18 protein-coding genes and 1 pseudogene are annotated in these 20,237 nt (G+C 56.7%); 9 read left to right on the top strand and 10 right to left on the bottom strand.

Features of this window, described 5'->3' with window-relative positions:
• A pseudogene (locus OGW13_RS06760) lies at nucleotides 1–536 on the bottom strand (IS5-like element IS5B family transposase); the annotation flags it as partial.
• 112 nt (nucleotides 537–648) lie between these two features.
• Between OGW13_RS06760 and hdeB the strand changes: the two are divergent.
• A complete protein-coding gene (gene hdeB, locus OGW13_RS06755) occupies nucleotides 649–900 on the top strand; it encodes an acid-activated periplasmic chaperone HdeB (RefSeq protein ID WP_007372196.1) in 252 nt (83 codons plus the stop codon).
• A gap of 51 nt (nucleotides 901–951) precedes the next feature.
• Here hdeB and OGW13_RS06750 read toward each other — a convergent pair whose 3' ends face one another.
• The 5 genes from OGW13_RS06750 to OGW13_RS06730 are packed head-to-tail and all read right to left on the bottom strand — an operon-like array spanning nucleotide 952 to nucleotide 6,325.
• A complete protein-coding gene (locus OGW13_RS06750; protein WP_032669189.1) occupies nucleotides 952–1,755 on the bottom strand; it encodes an MIP/aquaporin family protein in 804 nt (267 codons plus the stop codon).
• 53 nt (nucleotides 1,756–1,808) lie between these two features.
• Nucleotides 1,809–3,620: a diol dehydratase reactivase subunit alpha gene (locus tag OGW13_RS06745; RefSeq protein ID WP_121567108.1), complete on the bottom strand. Its 1,812-nt coding sequence runs from the start codon at nucleotides 3,618–3,620 to the stop codon at nucleotides 1,809–1,811.
• Nucleotides 3,621–3,630: 10 nt separating this feature from the next.
• On the bottom strand, nucleotides 3,631–4,059 hold the full coding sequence (locus OGW13_RS06740) for a diol dehydratase small subunit (RefSeq protein WP_071697585.1): 429 nt from the start codon (nucleotides 4,057–4,059) through the stop codon (nucleotides 3,631–3,633).
• Nucleotides 4,060–4,061: 2 nt separating this feature from the next.
• Nucleotides 4,062–4,646 (bottom strand): propanediol/glycerol family dehydratase medium subunit, encoded by a 585-nt coding sequence (locus tag OGW13_RS06735; protein WP_071445934.1) that lies wholly within the window; start codon nucleotides 4,644–4,646, stop codon nucleotides 4,062–4,064.
• 11 nt (nucleotides 4,647–4,657) lie between these two features.
• Nucleotides 4,658–6,325 carry a propanediol/glycerol family dehydratase large subunit gene (locus OGW13_RS06730; protein ID WP_121567109.1) on the bottom strand — a complete coding sequence of 556 codons (1,668 nt, stop codon included), beginning with the start codon at nucleotides 6,323–6,325 and terminating at the stop codon, nucleotides 4,658–4,660.
• Nucleotides 6,326–6,717: 392 nt separating this feature from the next.
• Between OGW13_RS06730 and OGW13_RS06725 the strand changes: the two genes are divergently transcribed.
• Genes OGW13_RS06725 through OGW13_RS06710 form a run of 4 tightly spaced genes read left to right on the top strand, consistent with a single transcriptional unit; the run spans nucleotide 6,718 to nucleotide 9,233 of the window.
• Complete coding sequence (locus OGW13_RS06725; protein WP_020996341.1) at nucleotides 6,718–7,146, top strand: GlcG/HbpS family heme-binding protein; 429 nt, start codon at nucleotides 6,718–6,720, stop codon at nucleotides 7,144–7,146.
• Between the two features lie 22 nt (nucleotides 7,147–7,168).
• The gene (gene dhaT / locus OGW13_RS06720; RefSeq protein ID WP_057067395.1) at nucleotides 7,169–8,332 is read left to right on the top strand and encodes a 1,3-propanediol dehydrogenase; all 1,164 of its coding nucleotides are present in this window, start codon (nucleotides 7,169–7,171) and stop codon (nucleotides 8,330–8,332) included.
• A 16-nt stretch (nucleotides 8,333–8,348) separates the two neighbouring features.
• Nucleotides 8,349–8,702: a glycerol dehydratase reactivase beta/small subunit family protein gene (locus OGW13_RS06715; protein WP_048218661.1), complete on the top strand. Its 354-nt coding sequence runs from the start codon at nucleotides 8,349–8,351 to the stop codon at nucleotides 8,700–8,702.
• Nucleotides 8,703–9,233, top strand: a complete 531-nt coding sequence (locus tag OGW13_RS06710) for a cob(I)yrinic acid a,c-diamide adenosyltransferase (RefSeq protein ID WP_061548427.1) — start codon at nucleotides 8,703–8,705, stop codon at nucleotides 9,231–9,233.
• Here OGW13_RS06710 and dhaR read toward each other — a convergent pair.
• A complete protein-coding gene (dhaR, locus tag OGW13_RS06705) occupies nucleotides 9,211–11,136 on the bottom strand; it encodes a dihydroxyacetone kinase operon transcriptional regulator DhaR (RefSeq protein WP_103856863.1) in 1,926 nt (641 codons plus the stop codon). The two genes, OGW13_RS06710 and dhaR, sit on opposite strands and share 23 nt — an antisense overlap.
• Before the next feature lie 91 nt (nucleotides 11,137–11,227).
• On the bottom strand, nucleotides 11,228–12,325 hold the full coding sequence (locus OGW13_RS06700; RefSeq protein WP_061548504.1) for a glycerol dehydrogenase: 1,098 nt from the start codon (nucleotides 12,323–12,325) through the stop codon (nucleotides 11,228–11,230).
• A 557-nt stretch (nucleotides 12,326–12,882) separates the two neighbouring features.
• Here OGW13_RS06700 and dhaK point away from each other — a divergent pair.
• The 4 genes from dhaK (at nucleotide 12,883) to OGW13_RS06680 (ending at nucleotide 17,749) form a co-directional block, all read left to right on the top strand.
• On the top strand, nucleotides 12,883–13,953 hold the full coding sequence (dhaK, locus tag OGW13_RS06695; protein WP_061548503.1) for a dihydroxyacetone kinase subunit DhaK: 1,071 nt from the start codon (nucleotides 12,883–12,885) through the stop codon (nucleotides 13,951–13,953).
• Nucleotides 13,954–13,963: 10 nt separating this feature from the next.
• A complete protein-coding gene (gene dhaL, locus OGW13_RS06690; RefSeq protein ID WP_061548502.1) occupies nucleotides 13,964–14,596 on the top strand; it encodes a dihydroxyacetone kinase subunit DhaL in 633 nt (210 codons plus the stop codon).
• Nucleotides 14,597–14,606: 10 nt separating this feature from the next.
• Nucleotides 14,607–16,025, top strand: coding sequence for a dihydroxyacetone kinase phosphoryl donor subunit DhaM (gene dhaM / locus OGW13_RS06685; protein ID WP_023336797.1), 1,419 nt, complete (start codon nucleotides 14,607–14,609; stop codon nucleotides 16,023–16,025).
• 74 nt (nucleotides 16,026–16,099) lie between these two features.
• On the top strand, nucleotides 16,100–17,749 hold the full coding sequence (locus OGW13_RS06680) for a glycerone kinase (RefSeq protein ID WP_007372177.1): 1,650 nt from the start codon (nucleotides 16,100–16,102) through the stop codon (nucleotides 17,747–17,749).
• 103 nt (nucleotides 17,750–17,852) lie between these two features.
• On the opposite strand, the gene OGW13_RS06675 is transcribed toward OGW13_RS06680, so the two are convergent.
• Nucleotides 17,853–18,590: a siderophore-interacting protein gene (locus tag OGW13_RS06675; RefSeq protein ID WP_061548500.1), complete on the bottom strand. Its 738-nt coding sequence runs from the start codon at nucleotides 18,588–18,590 to the stop codon at nucleotides 17,853–17,855.
• A 348-nt stretch (nucleotides 18,591–18,938) separates the two neighbouring features.
• Nucleotides 18,939–20,146, bottom strand: a protein-coding gene (locus tag OGW13_RS06670) for an IS3 family transposase (protein ID WP_109455549.1) whose coding sequence is annotated in 2 segments (ribosomal slippage) — nucleotides 18,939–19,825 and nucleotides 19,825–20,146 — 1,209 coding nt in all. Because the reading frame shifts where the segments join, the coding sequence is not laid out codon by codon here.
• Nucleotides 20,147–20,237: the final 91 nt, after the last annotated feature.

The following is a 20,237-nucleotide window of genomic DNA, read 5'->3' as shown; positions in this document are numbered from 1 at the left end:
GCCTTCATGCCAAAGTGCCACTGATTGCCTTTCTTGGTCTGATGCATCTCCGGATCGCGTTGCTGCTCTTTGTTCTTGGTCGAGCTGGGTGCCTCAATGATGGTGGCATCGACCAAGGTGCCTTGAGTCATCATGACGCCTGCTTCGGCCAGCCAGCGATTGATGGTCTTGAACAATTGGCGGGCCAGTTGATGCTGCTCCAGCAGGTGGCGGAAATTCATGATGGTGGTGCGGTCAGGCAAGGCGCTATCCAGGGATAACCGGGCAAACAGACGCATGGAGGCGATTTCGTACAGAGCATCTTCCATCGCGCCATCGCTCAGGTTGTACCAATGCTGCATGCAGTGAATGCGTAGCATGGTTTCCAGCGGATAAGGTCGCCGGCCATTACCAGCCTTGGGGTAAAACGGCTCGATGACTTCCACCATGTTTTGCCATGGCAGAATCTGCTCCATGCGGGACAAGAAAATCTCTTTTCTGGTCTGACGGCGCTTACTGCTGAATTCACTGTCGGCGAAGGTGAGTTGATGACTCATGATGAACCCTGTTCCATGGCTCCAGATGACAAACATGATCTCATATCAGGGACTTGTTCGCACCTTCCCTAAAGCACTCGTATTGACCGTGGCGGCTACCACATTCTGTCTGATGACCAGCCCGGCGTTCGCGGTTGAGGAAACCACGCCGCAGAATATGACCTGTCAGGAATTTATGGATATGAACCCAAAAAGCATGACCCCGGTGGCCTTCTGGGTAGTGAATCGCAACACCGACTTTAGCGGCGGCGACTATGTTGACTGGCATGAAGTCGAGACCGTTTCGGTACCGAAAATGCTGCAGGAGTGCCACAAGAACCCCGCCGCTAAACTTGGCGATCTCAGCGCGGTCATCAAAAAATAACCCCCCCGGCATCAGGCCGGGGAAACCCGCCGCGCTGCGGCGGGTCCCGCTTTACTCATCGATACCGCATTCGCACGGCAGAAGGCGGCCGATAAGCTTGCGATACAAAAACGCCCCGATAATCGCCCCCACCACCGGCGCCAGCAGCGGCACCAGAAAGTAAGGGATCGCCAGCCCACCGGTAAAGGCGATCGAGCCCCACCCGGCCAGACTGGTAAACAGTTTTGGGCCGAAGTCGCGCGCCGGATTCAGCGCAAAGCCGGTTAGCGGCCCCATCGACGCGCCGATCACGGCGATCAGCAAGCCAATCAGCAACGGCGCCAGCGGCCCGCGCGGAATTCCGTTGCCGTCGTCGGTCAGGGCCATGATCATCGCCATCAGGATTGCCGTGATGGTGGTCTCAACGGCAAACGCTTGTATAAAAGTGATATGTGGATGCGGGTACGTGGAAAAGACCCCGGCCAGGTTAAGGCTGGCGGCAGTGCCGCGCACGATATGCTGACTCTGTTCAAGATCGAGAAACAGCTGGCGATAGAGCCCATACACCAGCGCGGCGGCGCAGAAGGCCCCGGCCGTCTGGGCAACAATAAACGGCAGCACCTTGCGGCGTTCAAAACAGGCGAACAGCCACAGGGCAATGGTCACCGCCGGATTAAGGTGCGCGCCGGAGACACCGGCCGTCAGGTAGATGGCCATGGCGACGCCAAGGCCCCAGATAATACTGATCTCCCACTGACCAAAGCTGGCCCCGGCGACCCGCAGCGCAGCGACGCAGCCCGCGCCGAAGAAAATGAGCAATCCGGTGCCAAGAAACTCGGCCACGCACTGCCCGGTTAAGGTAGAAGTCTGGTTCATTATCGGCATCCTGAAATAGCACGTTAAAGAGAGAGGCTGGCGCGAGCGCCCGTTTAATTCGCCTGACCGGCCAGTAGCAGCCCGGTGGCGACCGCATTGCGCGGCCCTTCTGTTCCCCGAATATTGCCCTGCCCGGCGACTACGCCATAGTGCGACAAGGCTTCCGTGATAAGCTGCGGGATCTCAAAGTCCAGCGATGAGCCGCCCACCAGCACCACAAAAGTCATATCGCGAATAGAGCCACCGGGTGACACCTGACGTAACGCGCGCAGGCAGTTGGTTACAAAAACCTTCTCTTTAGCCTGTCGGCGCACCAGACGGATTTTTTCCAGCGAAGTCTGGTTATCTACCGGAATCAGCTCACCCTCTTTCAAGTACACCACTTTGGCGAATACTGACGGACTGAGCGGTTCGCGGAAAAACTCCACCGCGCCGTTCTCATGGCGAATGCTGAACAGGCTCTCCACTTTTGCCAGCGGGTATTTCTTTATTTCCTCCGCCAAAAATGCATCGCTTAAGCCCAGCTCAGTTTGAATCAACAGGCTGACCATATTCCCCGCGCCGGCCAGATGAACTGCTTTCACTACACCGTCGCTATTGATGACGGCGGCATCGGTAGATCCTGCGCCTAAGTCGAGGATCGCCAGCGGTGCGGCGCATCCGGGCGTAGTTAACGCCCCCGCCACAGCCATGTTGGCCTCTACGCCGCCCACCTCAACCAGAGTGTTTAACCGGGCGCTCAGCTCACTGGCAATGGCCTGCATCTGTAAACGATCGGCTTTCACCATCGCCGCAATGCCCACGGCGTTCTCCATTGAACACTCTCCGGCGATGCCGCCCTGCACCTTGCGCGGAATAAATGTATCGACCGCCAACAGATCCTGAATATGCACCGTGTTCATGTCATGGCCGGTCAGCGAGGCCATCACCTTACGCACCCGCTCCAGCATGCCGCCTGCGTGCGTACCAGCTTCCCCACGAATATCGCACACGGGCGCACAGGCGCTCATCGCCTGCATAATGGCCTGAGCGCCCTGCGCTACGTCGGCTTCACCGCCGCGCTTTTCACCACGGATAAAGATCTTACCCGCCGGGATCACTCTCGATCGCACATCTCCCTGCGGGGTTTTCAGCACCACAGCGGAACGGTTGCCAATCAGCGCTCTGGCGATGGGGACAATAGTTTGTGTTTCCTCAGGGGTCAGGGCAAAGAAGGTTGCGATACCGTAAGGATTCGACAGCACCCGCACCACCTGTCCCGGGGCCGCCACTTCCACCGCCGCCAGCACGCCTTCCGGCACCTTCTCCAGTAGAGTGACTTCATCAACCACCGGTATTGGCCGATGCAGGCGATTATTCACCAGCACGCCATCATCTTTTTTCAGGATGGCCGCCACCACGTTGACGCCGCGATCCAGCGCTTCATTGATAAACCAAACCGCCTCAAGGAAATCCATATCCTCACCCACCAACGGTATCCAGCCCTGGGCAAATCGATCCTCGCTCAACGCCGCCAACTTCTCCACGGCGATGGTGGTTCCCATGCCCACGCCAACGCCGCCGGGCGTTTGCGGGTTATGACCAATCATTGTCGATTCAGTGATGATGGTTTCGGTGATCGTCTCCATCGCCACATCACCAATGACCGGCGCGGCCTCGTTGATGCAGATTTTCGTCACATCCTGAAGCGACGACGACGTTTTTTCCAGCGCCTGCTGCAGGGAGGCCACTACCCCGGCAATGTTATCCCGCGTGCCTTTCATGCCCGTGGTCGCGACGATCCCGCTGGCAACAAACCGGCCATCCTGCGCCAGCGCCACTTCCGTGGTGGCGTTGCCGATATCAATCCCTGCAATTAACGGCATACCGCCTCCGTCACTGACTGCCTTTACGCAGCTTGTTTCTCTGCTGGTACACGTCTGCCGACTCGCGGACAAACCCGGCATTCACCGTGGCATGCCAGGTGTGCTCCAGTTCATCGGCAATGGCCTGTAACTCCGTAAATGAAGAACGAAATGGGCGCAGCGCATTGTAGATTTCCAGAATACGAGCATCCGGGATGGCAATCAGTTCCGCCGCACGGCGGAAATTACGCGCCACGGCGTGACGCTGCATCTGCTCGGCGATCTGCGCCTGATACTCCAGCGTTTGCTGAGAAATACGCACATCCTGTGGCCCCACACGCCCTGCCAGTACATTCTCAAGAGTAATATCAGTTAACGGCTTTCCGGTGGGCGTGAGGATTTTCTCCGGGCAGCGAGTCGCTAACGGATAATCCTGCGCGGTCATGATGTTTTCGTTCATCGTCATTCCCTTACTAAGGCAATATGCAGCGTGACAGGCGCGGCATCCTGCACCACGTGTTTGGTTTCTTTAATGTGGAACAGCGCAGCCTTGGCCATAAATTTAGGGCGCACCATCTGGTCATTGACCACTGGCACCGGCGAAGGCGACTCTTTGCGTGCATATCGCGCGGCGTTTTTACCAATCTGACGATAGGTTTCCAGCGTCAGCAGCGGAGCCTGAGAAAACAGTTCCAGGTTACTTAGCGGCAGCAGATCGCGCTGATGAATCACCGTGGTTCCTTTCGACTGGATACCAATCCCAATGCCTGAGCCGCTGAGATTTGCCGCATCCCATGCCATAAAAGAAACATCCGAGGTGCGCAGGATCCTCACTACTCGCGCATGCAGTCCCTCTTCTTCGATGCCAGCAACCAGCTCTTTCAAAATCGCGTTGTGCGGCATATCAATCAAGGTTTTATGCTGATACTTATCAAAGGCCGGGCCGACGCCAATCACCACCTCATCTACGCGTTCGTCCGCTGTAGCCGCCTCGCCTTCGCTTACCTGCAAGGTGAAAACCGGCTTACGTTCAGTTGTGCATTCCACGGTGTACCGCCTTATTCAATTGAGCCAGGCTGAACCACGCCCGCGATATTTTTAATTTCCGCCCAGCGTTCGGCACTGATGCGATAGCCGGTACCAGGTCCCTGATAATCATTGATGTCGTTGACGGCGCTGACGACGTCGAACTGGCGATCCAGAATAGCCGACGTTTGCAGGTAATCACCGGTAACACGCTGTCTCAGCATATTGAGGATGTTACTGGCGATATCTTCGAAACCGCTACGGCTTAGTGCGCCGACGATATCCAGCCCGGTGATATTGCGCTTCATCATCTCTTCCACGGCGGCCAGATCTTCCACCACATTGCGCGCGGGCATATCTTTGCTGCCGTGAGCATAAGTAGCAGCTTCGACTTCTTCATCGCTAATCAGCGGCAGGCCCAGTTCGCGGAACACTGCCTGAATGGCGCGTGCGGCCTTATTGCGAATGGCGATGGTTTCCTCTTCCGTGACCGGACGCAGACCGCCGTCAACCATCAGATCGCGTTGCAGAATGTTGTAATCATCGAAATCTTCAGCGTCGAAGTTCGATCCGGCAAACATGTTGTCGTAGTTGGGTACCGCGCTGTAACCGGAGAAAATAAAGTCGGTACCCGGCAGCATCTGCATCAGGGTGCGGGCAGTACGGCGAATATCGGAGTGGGAAAAGGTCTGGTCATTGGCGGAGGCCACTTCAAGGTCGAGCATTGAGGCAATCAGGTTTTCCGCCAGCACCGCGCGGATCCCTGACGGCACAGCGCCGGTCATGCCGATACAGCTGACCGCACCGTTTTGCAGCCCCTGTACGCCCGCGCCTTTGGTGATAAAAATGCAGCGCGACTCCAGATAAAGCATCGATTTACTTTCGGAATAGCCCATCAGCGCCTCCGAGCCGGTGCCGGAGGTGTAGCGCATTTTCAGGCCACGCGACGCATAAGCCGAGGCGAGAAACGCTTTGGACCACGGCGTGTCATCACCGTCGGTAAACACCGATTCTGTGCCATACACCGACACCGTTTCGGCATAACTGGTTAGCCCTCGCATGCCCAACTCCAGCTCCGTGGCCTCTTCAACGGAACATTGCGTCAGCACACCGGGGCGACCGCACTGGGAACCCACCAGCAGTGCCAGGGCGTTAAACGGCGCGTAGCGGGCGATCCCGACCGTCGTTTCCTGCTCGGAAAAGCCGCGGATCCCCGCTTCAGCAGCGTCGGCGGCAATCTGTACCGGGTTATCTTTCAGGTTAGTCACGTGGCACTGGTTGGAGGGAGTGCGTCTGGCGCGCATTTTTTGTAGCGCCATCATCATCTCCACCACGTTCATTTGCGCCATCACTTCCACCGCTTTCGCCGGGGTGATGGCGGTGGTAATGGCAATAATTTCTTCCCGACTGACATGGATATCCACCAGCATTCTGGCGATCTCCAGCGCATCGAGCTGCATTGCGCGCTCAGCTTCGGCCACGTTAATCGCATAGTCGGCAATGAAACGGTCGATCATGTCGAACTCGGCGCGGCTCTTACCGTCCAGCTCAACAATACGACCATTTTCCACCTTCACCGACGACGCCGGATCGTAGGGGCTTTCCATGGCGATCAGCCCCTCTTCAGGCCATTCGCCAATCAGCCCATCCTGATTTACAGGCCGCTTCGCAAGCACTTCGAATCGTTTTGATCTTCTCATGATTTATTGACTCAAAAGGTAAAAAATAGGGACGCCGGGCCATATTGCCGGGGACACCACACCCGGTATTCGCCTTTCATCAGCAATGGCCGAACTCTAAATGAGCCAAGCAATAAAAAAATAAAATTAATTTCGTTCCAATTTGGCACCTAATAAAAACGTATTGTTCCATATTGAAACGCAATTCAGGAATATCCATCGTGAATTGTGACGAGGTTAAATGATCATTATCAATAAACGCAAAATCAGGGAAATGAATTCAATCTTTATGAAAAACCCACCCTATTGACTTAATAATGCGCCGCGAGAAAATAAGGTAAAGCCAATGATAAAAATAGCTGTTGCGCGACATGTTTCGTGACCTCAGCCCTACAACATTTTCAGGAGAGACTGTGAATAAGAGCCAACAAATTGCCACCATTACGCTGGCGGCTGCAAAAAAAATGGCGCAGGCCGTTGAGGCTAAAGCGCTTGAGATCAATGTTCCGGTGGTCTTTTCCGTGGTGGATCACGGCGGGAATACGCTGCTAATGCAACGCATGGACGATGCGTTTGTCACCAGCTGTGATATCTCTCTTAATAAAGCGTATACCGCCTGCTGCCTGCGTCAGGGTACCCATGAAATTACCGACGCGGTACAACCTGGCGCTTCGCTATATGGTTTGCAGCTTACTAACCAACAGCGCATTGTTATTTTCGGCGGCGGCTTACCTGTCATATTAAACGGTAAATTAATTGGTGCCGTTGGCGTTAGCGGCGGCACTGTCGAACAAGACATATTATTAGCAGAAACCGCACTGAATTGTTTCTCTGAATTATAATTTAAATCTAAGAAGGTATATTATGAGCTATCGTATGTTTGATTACCTGGTGCCAAATGTGAACTTCTTTGGCCCCAATGCTATTTCCGTTGTCGGCGAACGCTGCAAACTGTTAGGCGGTAAAAAAGCGCTGCTGGTTACTGATAAAGGTCTGCGGGCTATTAAAGACGGTGCGGTAGATAAAACCCTCGCCCATTTACGTGAAGCGGGCATTGACGTGGTGGTTTTTGACGGCGTTGAGCCAAATCCCAAAGACACCAACGTGCGCGATGGTCTGGAGGTCTTTCGCAAAGAGCATTGCGATATCATCGTTACCGTTGGCGGCGGTAGCCCGCATGACTGCGGTAAAGGCATCGGTATAGCAGCGACTCACGAAGGCGATCTCTACAGCTATGCCGGGATTGAAACCCTGACCAACCCGCTGCCGCCTATCGTTGCGGTGAATACCACTGCCGGTACCGCCAGCGAAGTCACCCGCCACTGCGTGCTGACCAATACCAAAACCAAAGTGAAGTTTGTGATTGTCAGCTGGCGTAACCTGCCGTCGGTCTCAATTAACGATCCGCTGCTGATGCTCGGCAAACCCGCTCCGCTGACCGCCGCGACTGGTATGGACGCCCTGACCCACGCCGTAGAAGCCTATATTTCCAAAGATGCCAACCCGGTCACCGACGCCGCCGCTATTCAGGCTATTCGCCTGATCGCACGCAACTTGCGTCAGGCCGTAGCGCTGGGCAGCAACCTGAAAGCTCGCGAGAACATGGCCTACGCCTCTCTGCTGGCGGGCATGGCCTTCAACAACGCCAACCTCGGCTACGTTCACGCAATGGCGCATCAGCTTGGCGGTCTGTACGACATGCCACACGGCGTGGCGAATGCCGTACTGCTCCCGCACGTGGCGCGCTATAACCTGATCGCTAACCCGGAGAAATTTGCCGATATCGCAGAATTTATGGGCGAAAACACTGACGGACTCTCCACCATGGATGCCGCCGAACTGGCGATTCACGCCATCGCTCGCCTCTCTGCCGACATCGGTATCCCGCAGCATCTGCGCGAACTGGGCGTCAAAGAAGCCGATTTCCCGTATATGGCGGAAATGGCGCTGAAAGACGGCAATGCCTTCTCCAACCCGCGTAAAGGGAACGAGAAAGAAATTGCCGAGATCTTCCGTCAGGCATTCTGATAACGCAGGGGGCACAATGTCACTTTCATCACCGGGCGTAAATCTCTTTTATCACTCACGCTGGCAGGATACTCGCGTGCTTGATGAGCTGTGCTGGGGACTGGAAGAGCAAGGCGTCCCTTGCCGGTCAATCTGTTGCGACGAGCATGACTGCGCGCTGGCATTGAGCAAACTTGCGGCCAAAAGCTCAACGCTACGTGTCGGTCTGGGTCTTAACGCCACGGGTGATATTGCGTTAACCCACGCCCAGTTGCCCGAAGATCGGGCGCTGATCCGTGGGCATATCCGCGCCGGAATTGCGCAGATCCGAACGCTTGGCGCCAATGCCGGTCAACTGGTTAAAGTACTTCCCTTCAGCGAGATAAAATAAATGTACCGCATCTACACCCGAACCGGCGATAAAGGCACGACCGCGCTGTTTGGCGGCAGCCGTATCGACAAAGACGACATCCGCGTTGAGGCCTATGGCACGGTGGATGAACTGATTTCCCAGCTTGGCGTCTGCTATGCCAGCACGCACCAGACCGGGCTACGCCAGGATCTGCACGCCATACAGAAGATGCTGTTTGTACTGGGTGCGGAACTCGCCAGCGATGAGAAAGGACTCGCGCGCTTACAACAGCGTATTGGCGATGAGGATATTCAGGCGCTGGAGCAGCTTATTGACCGCAATATGGCGCAAAGCGGCCCGCTCAAAGAGTTTGTTATTCCGGGGAAAAATCTGCCATCGGCACAGCTACACGTTGCGCGAACTCTGACGCGCCGACTGGAGCGGATCCTTATCGCAATGAGCAGAACGCTGACGTTACGCGATGAACCCAGGCGTTACATCAACCGACTGTCGGACGCGCTGTTCTCGATGGCGAGAATTGAAGAAACTAGTCCAGATGCTTGCGCTTAAACTGGCTGGCATCAATGTCGTATTGCTTCATCTTGCGCCACAAGGTAGTGCGACCAATGTTCAGCAGTTGCGACATCTCCTGTACGCGTCCGCTGGTGACGCGAGCAGCATGGATAATCGCCTCTTTTTCGATAGCGGTAAAGGTCAGACTGGCTGGCAGCAGTGAAGACGCCGTCTCCAGACCAGGACGTTCGGCAAACAGATAATCCGGTAGATTGCTCAGCCGAATATGGCCGTTATCACTGCTGATGGCGATGTTTTCGATAATGCTGTTCAGCTCAAAGTCATTGCCCGGCCACGAATAGGCCACCAGCTGAGCCAGCGCGTCGTCGTCGATCTTCAAACTGGATGAAAAGCGTTTTTTCAGGCTATTCAGCCGCGTATAAATCAGCGAGGGAATACTGTTACGCCGCGACCGCAGCGGGGGGATCACTATCTCAAAAGAGTGCAGCGCGTAATACAGCTGACGGCTAAAGCGGTTTTGCTCCACCAGGTTGGCGAGATCAACCGTGGTGGTGGCGATCACTTTGACATCCACCGGAATCAACCGACGGGCATCCAGGCGGGTTAGTACCCCCTGCTTGATCACCTGTAACAGCGCGGATTGCAGCTCCGGCGCCAGATATTCAATTTTTTCCAGAAACAGCGTGCCGCCGTTCGCCAGTTCAAGGCGGCTCAGCCGACCGTTTTCATCGTCGGTGGGCGCACTGCCCATAAAATCCTGCCCCAGCACGCTGTTGGCATACAGCTGACAGTTCACGGCGATATACGGCCCGCTGGCGCGCTCGCTTTCGTTGTGAATGGCCTGGCTCAGCAGCTCCTTACCAACGCCCTCTTCTCCGCACAGCAGGATCGGGAAACTCCCCCTCGCTGCCTGGCGACCAAAATGGATCAAGCGGCGGGTTTCCGGATCGTCAGTCGACATCTGCTCAAAGGTGTGGCTCACCTTGCCGAGCTGGCTGGTCATCAGCTGGCGCATTTGCTCCACCGGATGCAGTAGCAGGATAAAGCTGTTGCCCTGCTCCTCAACAATCGGTTTCAGGGTGATGACGGCATCAACAAACTGATGCTGGCTTTCAAAGGTAACTTCGACGTGATTCAGGCCGCGGGCATGTTTGATCGCCCGGCGCAGCAGCATGGGGAGATTGAGCAGATCGTGAATGTTTTTTCCCTGACTGGCCTGCGCATCGAGATGCAAAAGCAGCGCCGCACGCGCATTGAGGAACTGCAATACGCCCTGTTCGTTCCAGGCCATCACACCATCATCCATACTCTCCAGCAGCCCGTACATCTGGTTCAGATGGCGGTTGGATTCAGCCAGCAGGCTGTCGGTCAGCAAAGAGTTGCCGACTTCTCTGGCAATCGCCAGCGTCAGGGATAAATCAGAAACGCACTCATGCTCCACCAGACAACACAGCGAGATGGAGCCGAACAGTCGACCATGGTTATCGAAGACCGGCGTCGAGCAGAACGACCACGGATGCAGCGCCTGTTTAAAATGCTGTTTACCAGAAGTTTTTGTCGGCTGGCCCGGCATCGTCGCCAGCGACAGCGCACAACTGCCAATGATGTTTTCCGCACAGTAGCTGCCGTCGCGAAACCCAAGCTCCGCCAGCTGTTCCACCGTCTGTGGATCACCGCAACGGCTGAGAATACAGGCTGACTCATCCAGAATCAGCAGCGCGCACGGGCGGCCGTCCATAAACTCCCAGGCATCTTCCAGCGCAGCCTGAGCAATCGTCAGCAACGCCGTCTTGCGACGACAAATCGACTCAAAGGTCAGCCCTTGCGCCTGATGCGGCGCCTGCCAGGTTTCCCGCTGCATAAACTTGCTGCAACGATGCCATGACTGGGCAATGACTGAAGAGACTTCCTTCCCGATGCTATGCGTGTGCGCCGTCATATCCCTTTCCGCTGTTTAACCATAGACAACCCCTCCGGCAGAGACTGTCAGAGGGGGAGAAGATGCCGGATAAAAACCTACCGACGACTGATTAACGCGCCAGCCACTGCTGTCCCAGCAGGTCTGCCGTCAAAATAGCGGCATGTACGCTTTCAGGCGTTACCGGGAACGGCATATTGTGGATGGTTTCACCTTCTGCACAGGTCGCTTTTGCTACGGCCATGATCTTGCCGTCAACGTCTTCTTTCACGCCCATTTCCGCTAACGTTACCGGCAGGCCTACTTTCTGACAGAAATTCAGCACGGTTTCGATCTCTTCCATCGGGCTGTTTTGCAACACCAGCTGCGCCAGCGTACCAAAGGCGACTTTTTCACCGTGGTACAAATGGTGGCACTCTTCCAGAATCGTAAAGCCGTTGTGGATCGCATGCGCCCCTGCCAGACCGCTGCTTTCAAAGCCGATGCCGCTGAGGTAAGTGTTAGCTTCGACAATACGTTCCAGCGCATCGGTCACCACGCCGGCCTGCGCGGCAAAGCGTGCCTTCTCGCCTTCCGCCAGCAGGGTATCATAGCACAAGCGCGCCAGGCTCAGCGCCGCCACGGTGGACTGTCCGCCCGCCATGCTGGTCGCTCTGGCGTCATAACAGGCTTTCGCTTCAAACCAGGTCGAGAGCGCATCGCCCATCCCGGCCACCAGCAGACGTACCGGCGCTTTGGCAATGATTGCAGTGTCCATCACTACCATATCCGGGTTTTTCGGGTAGATCAGATACTCTTCAAACTCACCGGCTTCGGTATAGATAACGGACAGCGCGCTGGTTGGCGCATCGGTAGACGCGATAGTCGGGATCACCACCACCGGCAACTTCTGGTAGTAGCCAATCGCTTTGGCGGTATCCAGCGTTTTCCCGCCACCAATCCCAACCACGCCGCGGCAACCGTGCTGTTTCAAAATGGCGATCAGGCGGTTGATTTCCGCATGGCTGCACTCGCCGTTAAACCGTTCCGCATGGCAGCTAATGTCGTGGCTGTGCAGGCCGTTCAATACTTTGTCGCCCGCCAACTTCATCACGAAGTCATCGGCGATAACAAAAAAGCTGTCGGCCAGGTTTTTAGCGTATTCGCCAAACAGCATGGCGGCATCAGGTCCCTGGAGATATTTGGCTGGAGATTGAATAACTTTTAGCATTCCTTTCACCCTCAAATAAGTGCGTATGTTGACACGTGAGCCCAGGCCGTCATGCCGCGGCGCCTGATATCAATGGCGCTTACAGCCACGCTGCCGGAGCGATGCATCCACTGTAGGGCGAGCCGCGGCGAAAAAAAATTTTTCCCTTTTTTGTTCTGTTCTGAAACAGATAAAAAAATAATGCGTTTCACATTGAAACAATGTGACTGAGAAAGCGATGGGATTGCGATCGCGATCGGATCATTTTGGCAAAAAAGCCGCTATCGTCTCCCCTCTTTAACGCAGAAAATTGCCTCAATGCGGCACAATGGCGAAAAAAATCATCCTTGCCCCATTTCTGATAGCAGAAAAAAACGGACAAATTATTAGCGCTGGCTCGCATTTCTCCTGTTTATCGGCAATTAATGTTCCATAAAGGAACAAAAATTCTTTTCTACGTTCCGTTATGGAATCAATTTTGACGGCATTTTATTTTGCGCCCGCTCAGCCAGAATCACTACATCGCCGGGCTACCCTTATAGACAGGCGACCTCCCCCTACCCTACGGAGCATAAACAATGAAAAAACTGATTAACCGTGTGGAAGATGTACTGAGTGAACAGCTTATCGGCCTGGCGAAGGCGCATCCTGAACTGACGCTGCACCAGGACCCGGTCTATGTCACCCGCGCTGATGCACCGGTCGCCGGCAAAGTGGCGCTGCTCTCCGGCGGCGGCAGCGGACACGAACCGATGCACTGCGGCTACATCGGCCAGGGCATGCTCTCCGGCGCCTGTCCGGGGGAAATTTTCACCTCGCCGACGCCGGACAAAATGTTCGAATGCGCGATGCAGATTGACGGCGGCGAAGGCGTCCTGCTGATTATCAAAAACTATACCGGCGACATCCTGAATTTTGAGACCGCCACCGAGCTGCTGCACGAAAGTGGCGTTAAGGTTACCACCGTCGTGGTGGATGACGACGTGGCGGTAAAAGACAGCCTCTATACCGCCGGACGCCGCGGCGTCGCCAATACCGTGCTGATTGAAAAACTGGTCGGCGCCGCCGCCGAACGCGGCGACTCGCTGGAAGCCTGCGCTGAACTGGGCCGCCGTTTAAATAACCTTGGTCACTCGATTGGCATCGCGCTGGGCGCCTGCACCGTACCGGCCGCCGGACAGCCCTCCTTTACCCTGAAAGATGATGAGATGGAGTTCGGCGTCGGCATCCATGGCGAGCCGGGTATCGACCGCCGCCGCTTCAGCTCGCTCGACCAAACCGTCGATGAGATGTTCGATACCCTGCTGGAAAACGGCGCATACAGCCGCACGCTGCGCCAGTGGGATAACGTCAAGGGAGCGTGGCAGGAAGTGAAACAGAGCAAAACCGCGCTGCAAAACAGCGATCGGGTTATCGCGCTGGTCAATAACCTCGGCGCCACCCCGCTTTCCGAACTGTACGGCGTTTACAACCGCCTTGCCCAGCGCTGCGAAGCGTCCGGCATTGTGATTGAACGCAACCTCATCGGCAGCTACTGCACCTCGCTGGATATGGCGGGTTTCTCCATCACCCTGCTGAAAGCGGATGATGACACGCTGGCGTTATGGGACGCCCCGGTCCATACCCCAGCGCTGAACTGGGGAAAATAAGGAGCACGACATGTCACTGAACAGAACGCAAATCGTCGACTGGCTGTACCGCTGTGGCGACATTTTCACCAAACAGAGCGATTTTCTCACCGGCCTTGATAAAGAGATCGGCGACGCCGACCACGGCCTCAATATGCATCGCGGCTTCAGCAAAGTGGTCGAAAAGCTGCCGTCGATCGCCGATAAAGACATCGGTTTTATTCTCAAGAATACCGGGATGACGCTGCTTTCCAACGTCGGCGGCGCCAGCGGCCCGCTGTTCGGCACCTTCTTTATCCGCGCCGCCCAGGTCACCCAGGCGCATCAGAGCCTGACCCTCGACGAGCTTTATCAGATGATCCGCGAAGGCGCGGACGGCGTCGTCAACCGTGGTAAAGCGGAGCCGGGCGATAAGACGATGTGCGACGTCTGGCTGCCGGTGGTGGAATCCCTGCGTCATTCCAACGAGCAACATCTGTCTATCCCTGCCGCGCTGGATGCCGCCTGCGAAGTGGCCGAGCGCGCCGCCCACGCCACCATCACCATGCAGGCGCGTAAAGGCCGCGCCAGCTATCTCGGCGAGCGCAGCATCGGGCATCAGGATCCCGGCGCGACCTCGGTGCTGTTTATGGTTCAGATGCTGGCTGCCGCCGCCAAAGAGTAAGGAAATCGCGATGGTAAACCTAGTTATTGTTTCTCATAGCGCCCGGCTGGGCGAAGGTGTCGGAGAACTGGCCCGGCAGATGTTAATGAACGATGGCTGTAAGCTGGCGATCGCCGCCGGGATCGACGATCCCGACAGCCCGATCGGCACCGATCCGATTAAAGTCATGGAGGCGATCGAATCCGTCGCCGATACCGACCATGTTCTGGTGATGATGGATATCGGCAGCGCCCTGCTCAGCGCCGAAACCGCCCTCGATCTGCTCGATCCGGCGATGGCGGCAAAGGTGCGGCTGTGCGCCGCGCCGCTGGTCGAAGGGACGCTGGCGGCCACCGTCAGCGCCGCCTCCGGCGCCGGGATCGACAAAGTTATCGCCGATGCCATGAACGCCCTGGAAGCCAAGCGGGTTCAGCTGGGTTTACCTTCGCACACGCCTGACGCCGCCGCCCCAACGCTTGCTGACGACGGCGATGCTAAATCGGTTTCAGTCATTATTAACAATCACAACGGCCTGCACGTGCGTCCGGCATCAAAGCTGGTCGCCGCGCTGGCGGGTTTTAACGCCGACCTGGTGCTGGAGAAAAACGGCAAATGCGTCACCCCGGACAGTCTGAATCAAATCGCTCTGCTACAGGTGCGCCGCCACGATAAGCTGCGCCTGCTGGCCCGCGGTCCGGACGCCGATGCGGCGCTGGCGGCGTTTCAGGCGCTGGCCGCCGATAACTTCGGCGAGTCGCCGGAGGCGCAGCCGACAGCGGAACCCGCCATACCTGCGCGTGTTGAAGGCGCCGCGATGCTTTATCCGCAGGCGCCGATCCAACCGGCGCTCCCCGCCGCCGCCGACATCGCCCGCGAGCAGCAGCGCCTGCGCCAGGCGATCGACCAGACGCTGGCCGATCTCAATGCGCTCACCGAGCTGGCGGAACACAAATTTAACGCCGATATCGCGGCGATCTTCGCCGGTCATCACACCTTGCTCGACGATGAAGATCTGTTTGATGCCGCCAACGATCGCCTGCTCACCGAACAGTGCTCGGCGGAATGGGCGTGGCATCAAGTGCTGATGGAGCTCAGCCAGCAGTATCGTCAGCTGGATGACGCCTATCTGCAGGCCCGTTATATCGATGTCGACGATATTCTGCAGCGCACGCTGCGCCATCTGCAGGGTATTAAGGAGACGCTGCCATTCGCCAGTGAGCCGACGATTATTATCGCCGACAATATTTATCCCTCGACTGTACTCCAACTGGATGCCAGCAAGGTCACCGGCCTGTGCCTGCGCGACGGCAGCGAACAGGCCCACGGCGCGATTATCGCCCGCGCGGCGGGGATCGCCTGGCTATGCCAGCAGGGCGAAGCGCTGAATGATATTCAGCCTGGCGAAGCCATCACGCTCGATATGCGTCTGCAACGTCTTATTCGTCGCTAAATCCACTTTGACCGTTACCACTCCGGGGGCCCGCCTCCGGAGGGTGAGTTTTCGCTTACTGATCAGGAACCACTATGTCTCAATTCTTTTTTAACCAGCGCGCCAGCCTCGTTAACGACGTGATCGAGGGAACCATTATTGCCAGCCCGTGGAACAACCTCGCCCGCCTGGAGAGCGACCCGGCGATCCGTGTAGTGGTACGCCGCGATCTGAATAAAAACAACGTGGCGGTGATTTCCGGCGGCGGTTCAGGACACGAACCGGCGCACGTCGGCTTTATTGGTAAAGGCATGCTGACCGCCGCGGTCTGCGGCGATCTGTTCGCCTCGCCGAGCGTCGATGCGGTACTCACCGCGATTCAGGCGGTGACCGGCGAGGCTGGCTGTCTGCTGATCGTTAAAAACTACACCGGCGATCGGCTTAACTTCGGCCTCGCGGCGGAGAAAGCGCGCCGTCTTGGCTATAACGTAGAGATGCTGATCGTCGGCGACGATATTTCGCTGCCGGATAACAAACAGCCGCGCGGTATCGCCGGGACTATTCTTGTGCATAAGGTGGCGGGCTATTTCGCCGAGCGCGGCTTCAACCTCGCCACCGTCCTGCGTGAAGCGCAATACGCCGCCAACCATACCGCCAGCATCGGGGTGGCGCTGGCCAGCTGTCACCTGCCGCAGGAAGCGGAAAGCGCGCCGCGCCATCAGCCCGGCCACGCCGAGCTGGGGATGGGCATCCACGGCGAACCGGGAGCCTCGACGATCGCGACCCATAACAGCGCGGAAATCATGCAGATTATGGTAGAGAAGCTGACCGCCGCCCTACCTGAAACCGGCCGCCTGGCGGTGATGCTCAATAATCTCGGCGGCGTGTCGGTGGCCGAGATGGCGATCCTGACCCGCGAGCTGGCCAACACCCCACTCCATGCGCGCGTTGACTGGTTGATTGGCCCGGCTTCGCTGGTAACGGCGCTGGATATGAAAGGCTTCTCGCTGACCACTATCGTGCTGGAAGAGAGCATTGAAAAGGCGCTGCTGTCGGATGTCGAAACCGCCAGTTGGCAGAAGCCGGTGCAGCCGCGGGCTGTTAATATCATGCCGTCCGCGCTCGCCAGCGCACGCGTCGCCTTTACGCCATCGGCCAACCCGCAGGTGGGCGATTACGTGGCGCAGGTGACCAGCACCCTCTCCGGCCTCGAAACCCATCTCAACGCGCTTGACGCCAAAGTGGGCGACGGCGATACCGGCTCCACTTTCGCCGCTGGCGCGCGTGAGATTGCCGCTCTATTGCAACGCCAGCAACTGCCGCTCAATGATTTACCCACGCTGTTCGCGCTAATTGGCGAACGCCTGACGGTGGTGATGGGCGGCTCCAGCGGCGTATTGATGTCGATTTTCTTCACCGCCGCCGGGCAGAAGCTGGAGCAAGGCGCCAGCATGGCGGAAGCGCTGAACGCCGGTCTGGGGCAGATGAAATTTTACGGCGGCGCCGATGAGGGCGACCGGACGATGATTGACGCTCTACAGCCGGCGCTGGCGGCGCTGCTGGCCGAACCGGATAATCTGCAGGCCGCTTTCGCCGCGGCGCAGGCCGGCGCGGATCGCACCTGCCAGTCGAGCAAAGCCGGCGCCGGACGCGCCTCCTATCTCAATAGCGAGAGCCTGCTCGGCAATATGGACCCCGGCGCCCACGCGGTGGCGATGGTGTTTAAGGCGCTGGCGGAACGCTAAGCCTCACTCGGTGGCGCTGCGCTTACCGGGGCGACATAACACCATTGAAAGGTAGCCCGGAGAAGGCGCAACGCGCCGCCATCCGGGTTTACCACACTGCCGATTATTTGCTATGCCAGTACGCCTGCGAACGCACCAGTTGCTGATCGATACTCGGCTCCTCAAAGCGCGCCAGCAGCGATTTCACCACGCCGCCTTCTCCGGTCAGCCAGATAAAATAATCTTCTGACGGCACCTTGACCTGAGCCAGCCGCTCGGCGACGAACGCCGGGTTGTGGCCTACCACCCATTCGATATTAAAGCCGTCGAGATCCGCCAGATAATCTTTATACGAAGCATCCGCGACGGTGACGATGGCCGTCACCTGCGGCGTCACCGGCAGCTGACGTAATCCCAGCAGGCGACGGCGCAGCGCCGGCATGCCCGACTCGTCACAGACATAAAGCTGCCAGGCGTAATCTTCCGGCACCACCAGCGAGCCGCGCGGCCCGCCGATCACCAGCTTATCGCCGATGTTGGCTTCCAGCGCCCAGCGGCTGGCAATACCGCCATCGTGGATATAAAAATCGTAAGCCAGCTCGTGGCGTTCGGCATCGTACAGCGGCGTGTAGTCGCGGGTCGCCGGGCGCACGCCCTCGCCCCAGTTAATGCCTTCGTCGGTCACTTCCGGCGGCGTAAATACGCTGCCCGCCTGCGGGAAAAACAGTTTGGTGTGGTCGTCAAAACCTTGTGAAACAAAGCCATCCAGCGCCTCGCCCCCCAGCACGATCCGCTGGAACGCCTGGCCGATACGCTCAACGCGCAGCACGGTTAATTCGCGAAAACGTAGTTCGTTACGCACGTGCTGTGGGTAGCGTGAGGTGTTTTTTTGTCATTTTTTCGCCTTCGTGAAGATAATACGATATATCTAAATTTATTTTTAAATGATAATGATTGCTAATCAAAAAGATTGCAAGCACTTTTTTGATATAGTCAGCTTGAGATTAAACAGCTATCAGCAATCCATAAAAACCATTAATAATCATCAAATTAAACAAAAATTATTTTATAGACTTGCAAGTCGATAAACTTTAGATATAAATTAGATATATCTAAATAACATCAGGAGACGATGATGCAAAACCATCATGAAGGTTGCTGTAAACATACAGATGATCTTGACCCGCCATCTCCGGACAGCTTTTGTATCTTAAGTTAACGATGTCCGCTGCCGCCGATATTCCCTCGGGGAGTGATATCCCAGCGCGCTGTGCGGGTGGTTTTCATTGTAATGTGTGAACGCTGCTGCAAGGTTTCGCAGGGCTGTTCTCACATCTGGTTTTGGCATGAACGCGATATAGTCTTCCTTCATCGTCTTCACGAATCGTTCGGCCATGCCATTGCTCTGCGGGCTGCTCACCGCTGTTGTACACGGCTCCAGATTCAGCTCTCTGGCGAACCTCCGCGTTTCATGCGCGGTATATGCTGAACCGTTATCCGTCAGCCATTGAACCGGTGTGGTCGGCAGCCCGTCGCCGAAGCGCTTTTCCACCGACCTCAGCATCACATCCTGCACCGTCGAACTGTCGTAGCCTCCTGTGCTCGCTGCCCAGTCTATGGCTTCTCTGTCGCAGCAGTCCAGCGCGAACGTGACCCGCAGCTTCTCACCGTTGTCGCAGCCGAACTCGAAGCCATCTGAACACCAGCGCATATCGCTTTCTGCCACCGCGATTTTGCCCTTATGTTCACGCTTCGACCGCTCTGGTTTGTCATGCAGTAACAGCAGATTATGCTCACTCATAAGCCGGTAAAGCCGTTTGGCGTTCACGGGGGGCAGTCCCTCTGTACGGCGTTGCGTACGCAGGATGCCCCACACACGGCGATAGCCGTAACTGGGCATATCGCTGATGATATCGAGGATCTCTGACAGTATTTCAGCGTCTGCTTCGTCATCACGCCGGTTACAGCGCCTGTCCTGCCAGTCGGCAGAACGGTTAATTCGCAGTGACAGCTGCGCACGCGACACGCCCATGGTGCGGCTGACCAGGGCTATTCCCCGTCCTTTGGCAACAAGGGCGCGTGCGCTATCCATTTTCGCGACTGAGCGTACTCCACGGCTTCTTTCAGGATCTCAACTTCCATCGTCTTCTTGCCCAGCAGGCGCTGAAGCTCCCGGACCTGCTTCAGAGCAGCAGTAAGCTCAGAAGCTGGAACAACTTCTTCTCCGGCCGCAACGGCGGTGAGGCTGCCTTCCTGATATTGCTTCTTCCACTTAAACAGCAGGCTGGGCTGGATGCCATGCAGGCGGGCGACATGGGAGACATTCATGCCCGGCTCCATCGTCTGCTGGATAATGGCGATCTTCTCCTGAGGAGTTTTACGTTTACGGACTTCTTGCCCTAACAGGATCCCGGTCATCTCAAAATTGGCGTTAGTGTTAGACATATATTCAAGCCTATCTCTTATCTGGAGATACAGCTACTGTCTGGTGTTTCAGGGGGCTACATCA

This window comes from Citrobacter sp. Ca225 (assembly GCF_030337175.1).
Taxonomy (GTDB): domain Bacteria; phylum Pseudomonadota; class Gammaproteobacteria; order Enterobacterales; family Enterobacteriaceae; genus Citrobacter_A; species Citrobacter_A amalonaticus.
The sequence above is the reverse complement of the archived record's forward strand: the minus strand, read 5'-3'. Positions and strand labels throughout refer to the sequence as shown.

What these genes read in the sequence shown, in the direction of transcription:
- hdeB (WP_007372196.1), top strand. Translation starts at nt 649, where the DNA reads ATGACCAGCCCGGCGTTCGCGGTTGAGGAAACCACGCCGCAGAATATG.
- OGW13_RS06750 (WP_032669189.1), bottom strand. Translation starts at nt 1,755, where the DNA reads ATGAACCAGACTTCTACCTTAACCGGGCAGTGCGTGGCCGAGTTTCTT.
- OGW13_RS06745 (WP_121567108.1), bottom strand. Translation starts at nt 3,620, where the DNA reads ATGCCGTTAATTGCAGGGATTGATATCGGCAACGCCACCACGGAAGTG.
- OGW13_RS06740 (WP_071697585.1), bottom strand. Translation starts at nt 4,059, where the DNA reads ATGAACGAAAACATCATGACCGCGCAGGATTATCCGTTAGCGACTCGC.
- OGW13_RS06730 (WP_121567109.1), bottom strand. Translation starts at nt 6,325, where the DNA reads ATGAGAAGATCAAAACGATTCGAAGTGCTTGCGAAGCGGCCTGTAAAT.
- dhaT (WP_057067395.1), top strand. Translation starts at nt 7,169, where the DNA reads ATGAGCTATCGTATGTTTGATTACCTGGTGCCAAATGTGAACTTCTTT.
- OGW13_RS06715 (WP_048218661.1), top strand. Translation starts at nt 8,349, where the DNA reads ATGTCACTTTCATCACCGGGCGTAAATCTCTTTTATCACTCACGCTGG.
- OGW13_RS06710 (WP_061548427.1), top strand. Translation starts at nt 8,703, where the DNA reads ATGTACCGCATCTACACCCGAACCGGCGATAAAGGCACGACCGCGCTG.
- dhaR (WP_103856863.1), bottom strand. Translation starts at nt 11,136, where the DNA reads ATGACGGCGCACACGCATAGCATCGGGAAGGAAGTCTCTTCAGTCATT.
- OGW13_RS06700 (WP_061548504.1), bottom strand. Translation starts at nt 12,325, where the DNA reads ATGCTAAAAGTTATTCAATCTCCAGCCAAATATCTCCAGGGACCTGAT.
- dhaK (WP_061548503.1), top strand. Translation starts at nt 12,883, where the DNA reads ATGAAAAAACTGATTAACCGTGTGGAAGATGTACTGAGTGAACAGCTT.
- dhaL (WP_061548502.1), top strand. Translation starts at nt 13,964, where the DNA reads ATGTCACTGAACAGAACGCAAATCGTCGACTGGCTGTACCGCTGTGGC.
- dhaM (WP_023336797.1), top strand. Translation starts at nt 14,607, where the DNA reads ATGGTAAACCTAGTTATTGTTTCTCATAGCGCCCGGCTGGGCGAAGGT.
- OGW13_RS06680 (WP_007372177.1), top strand. Translation starts at nt 16,100, where the DNA reads ATGTCTCAATTCTTTTTTAACCAGCGCGCCAGCCTCGTTAACGACGTG.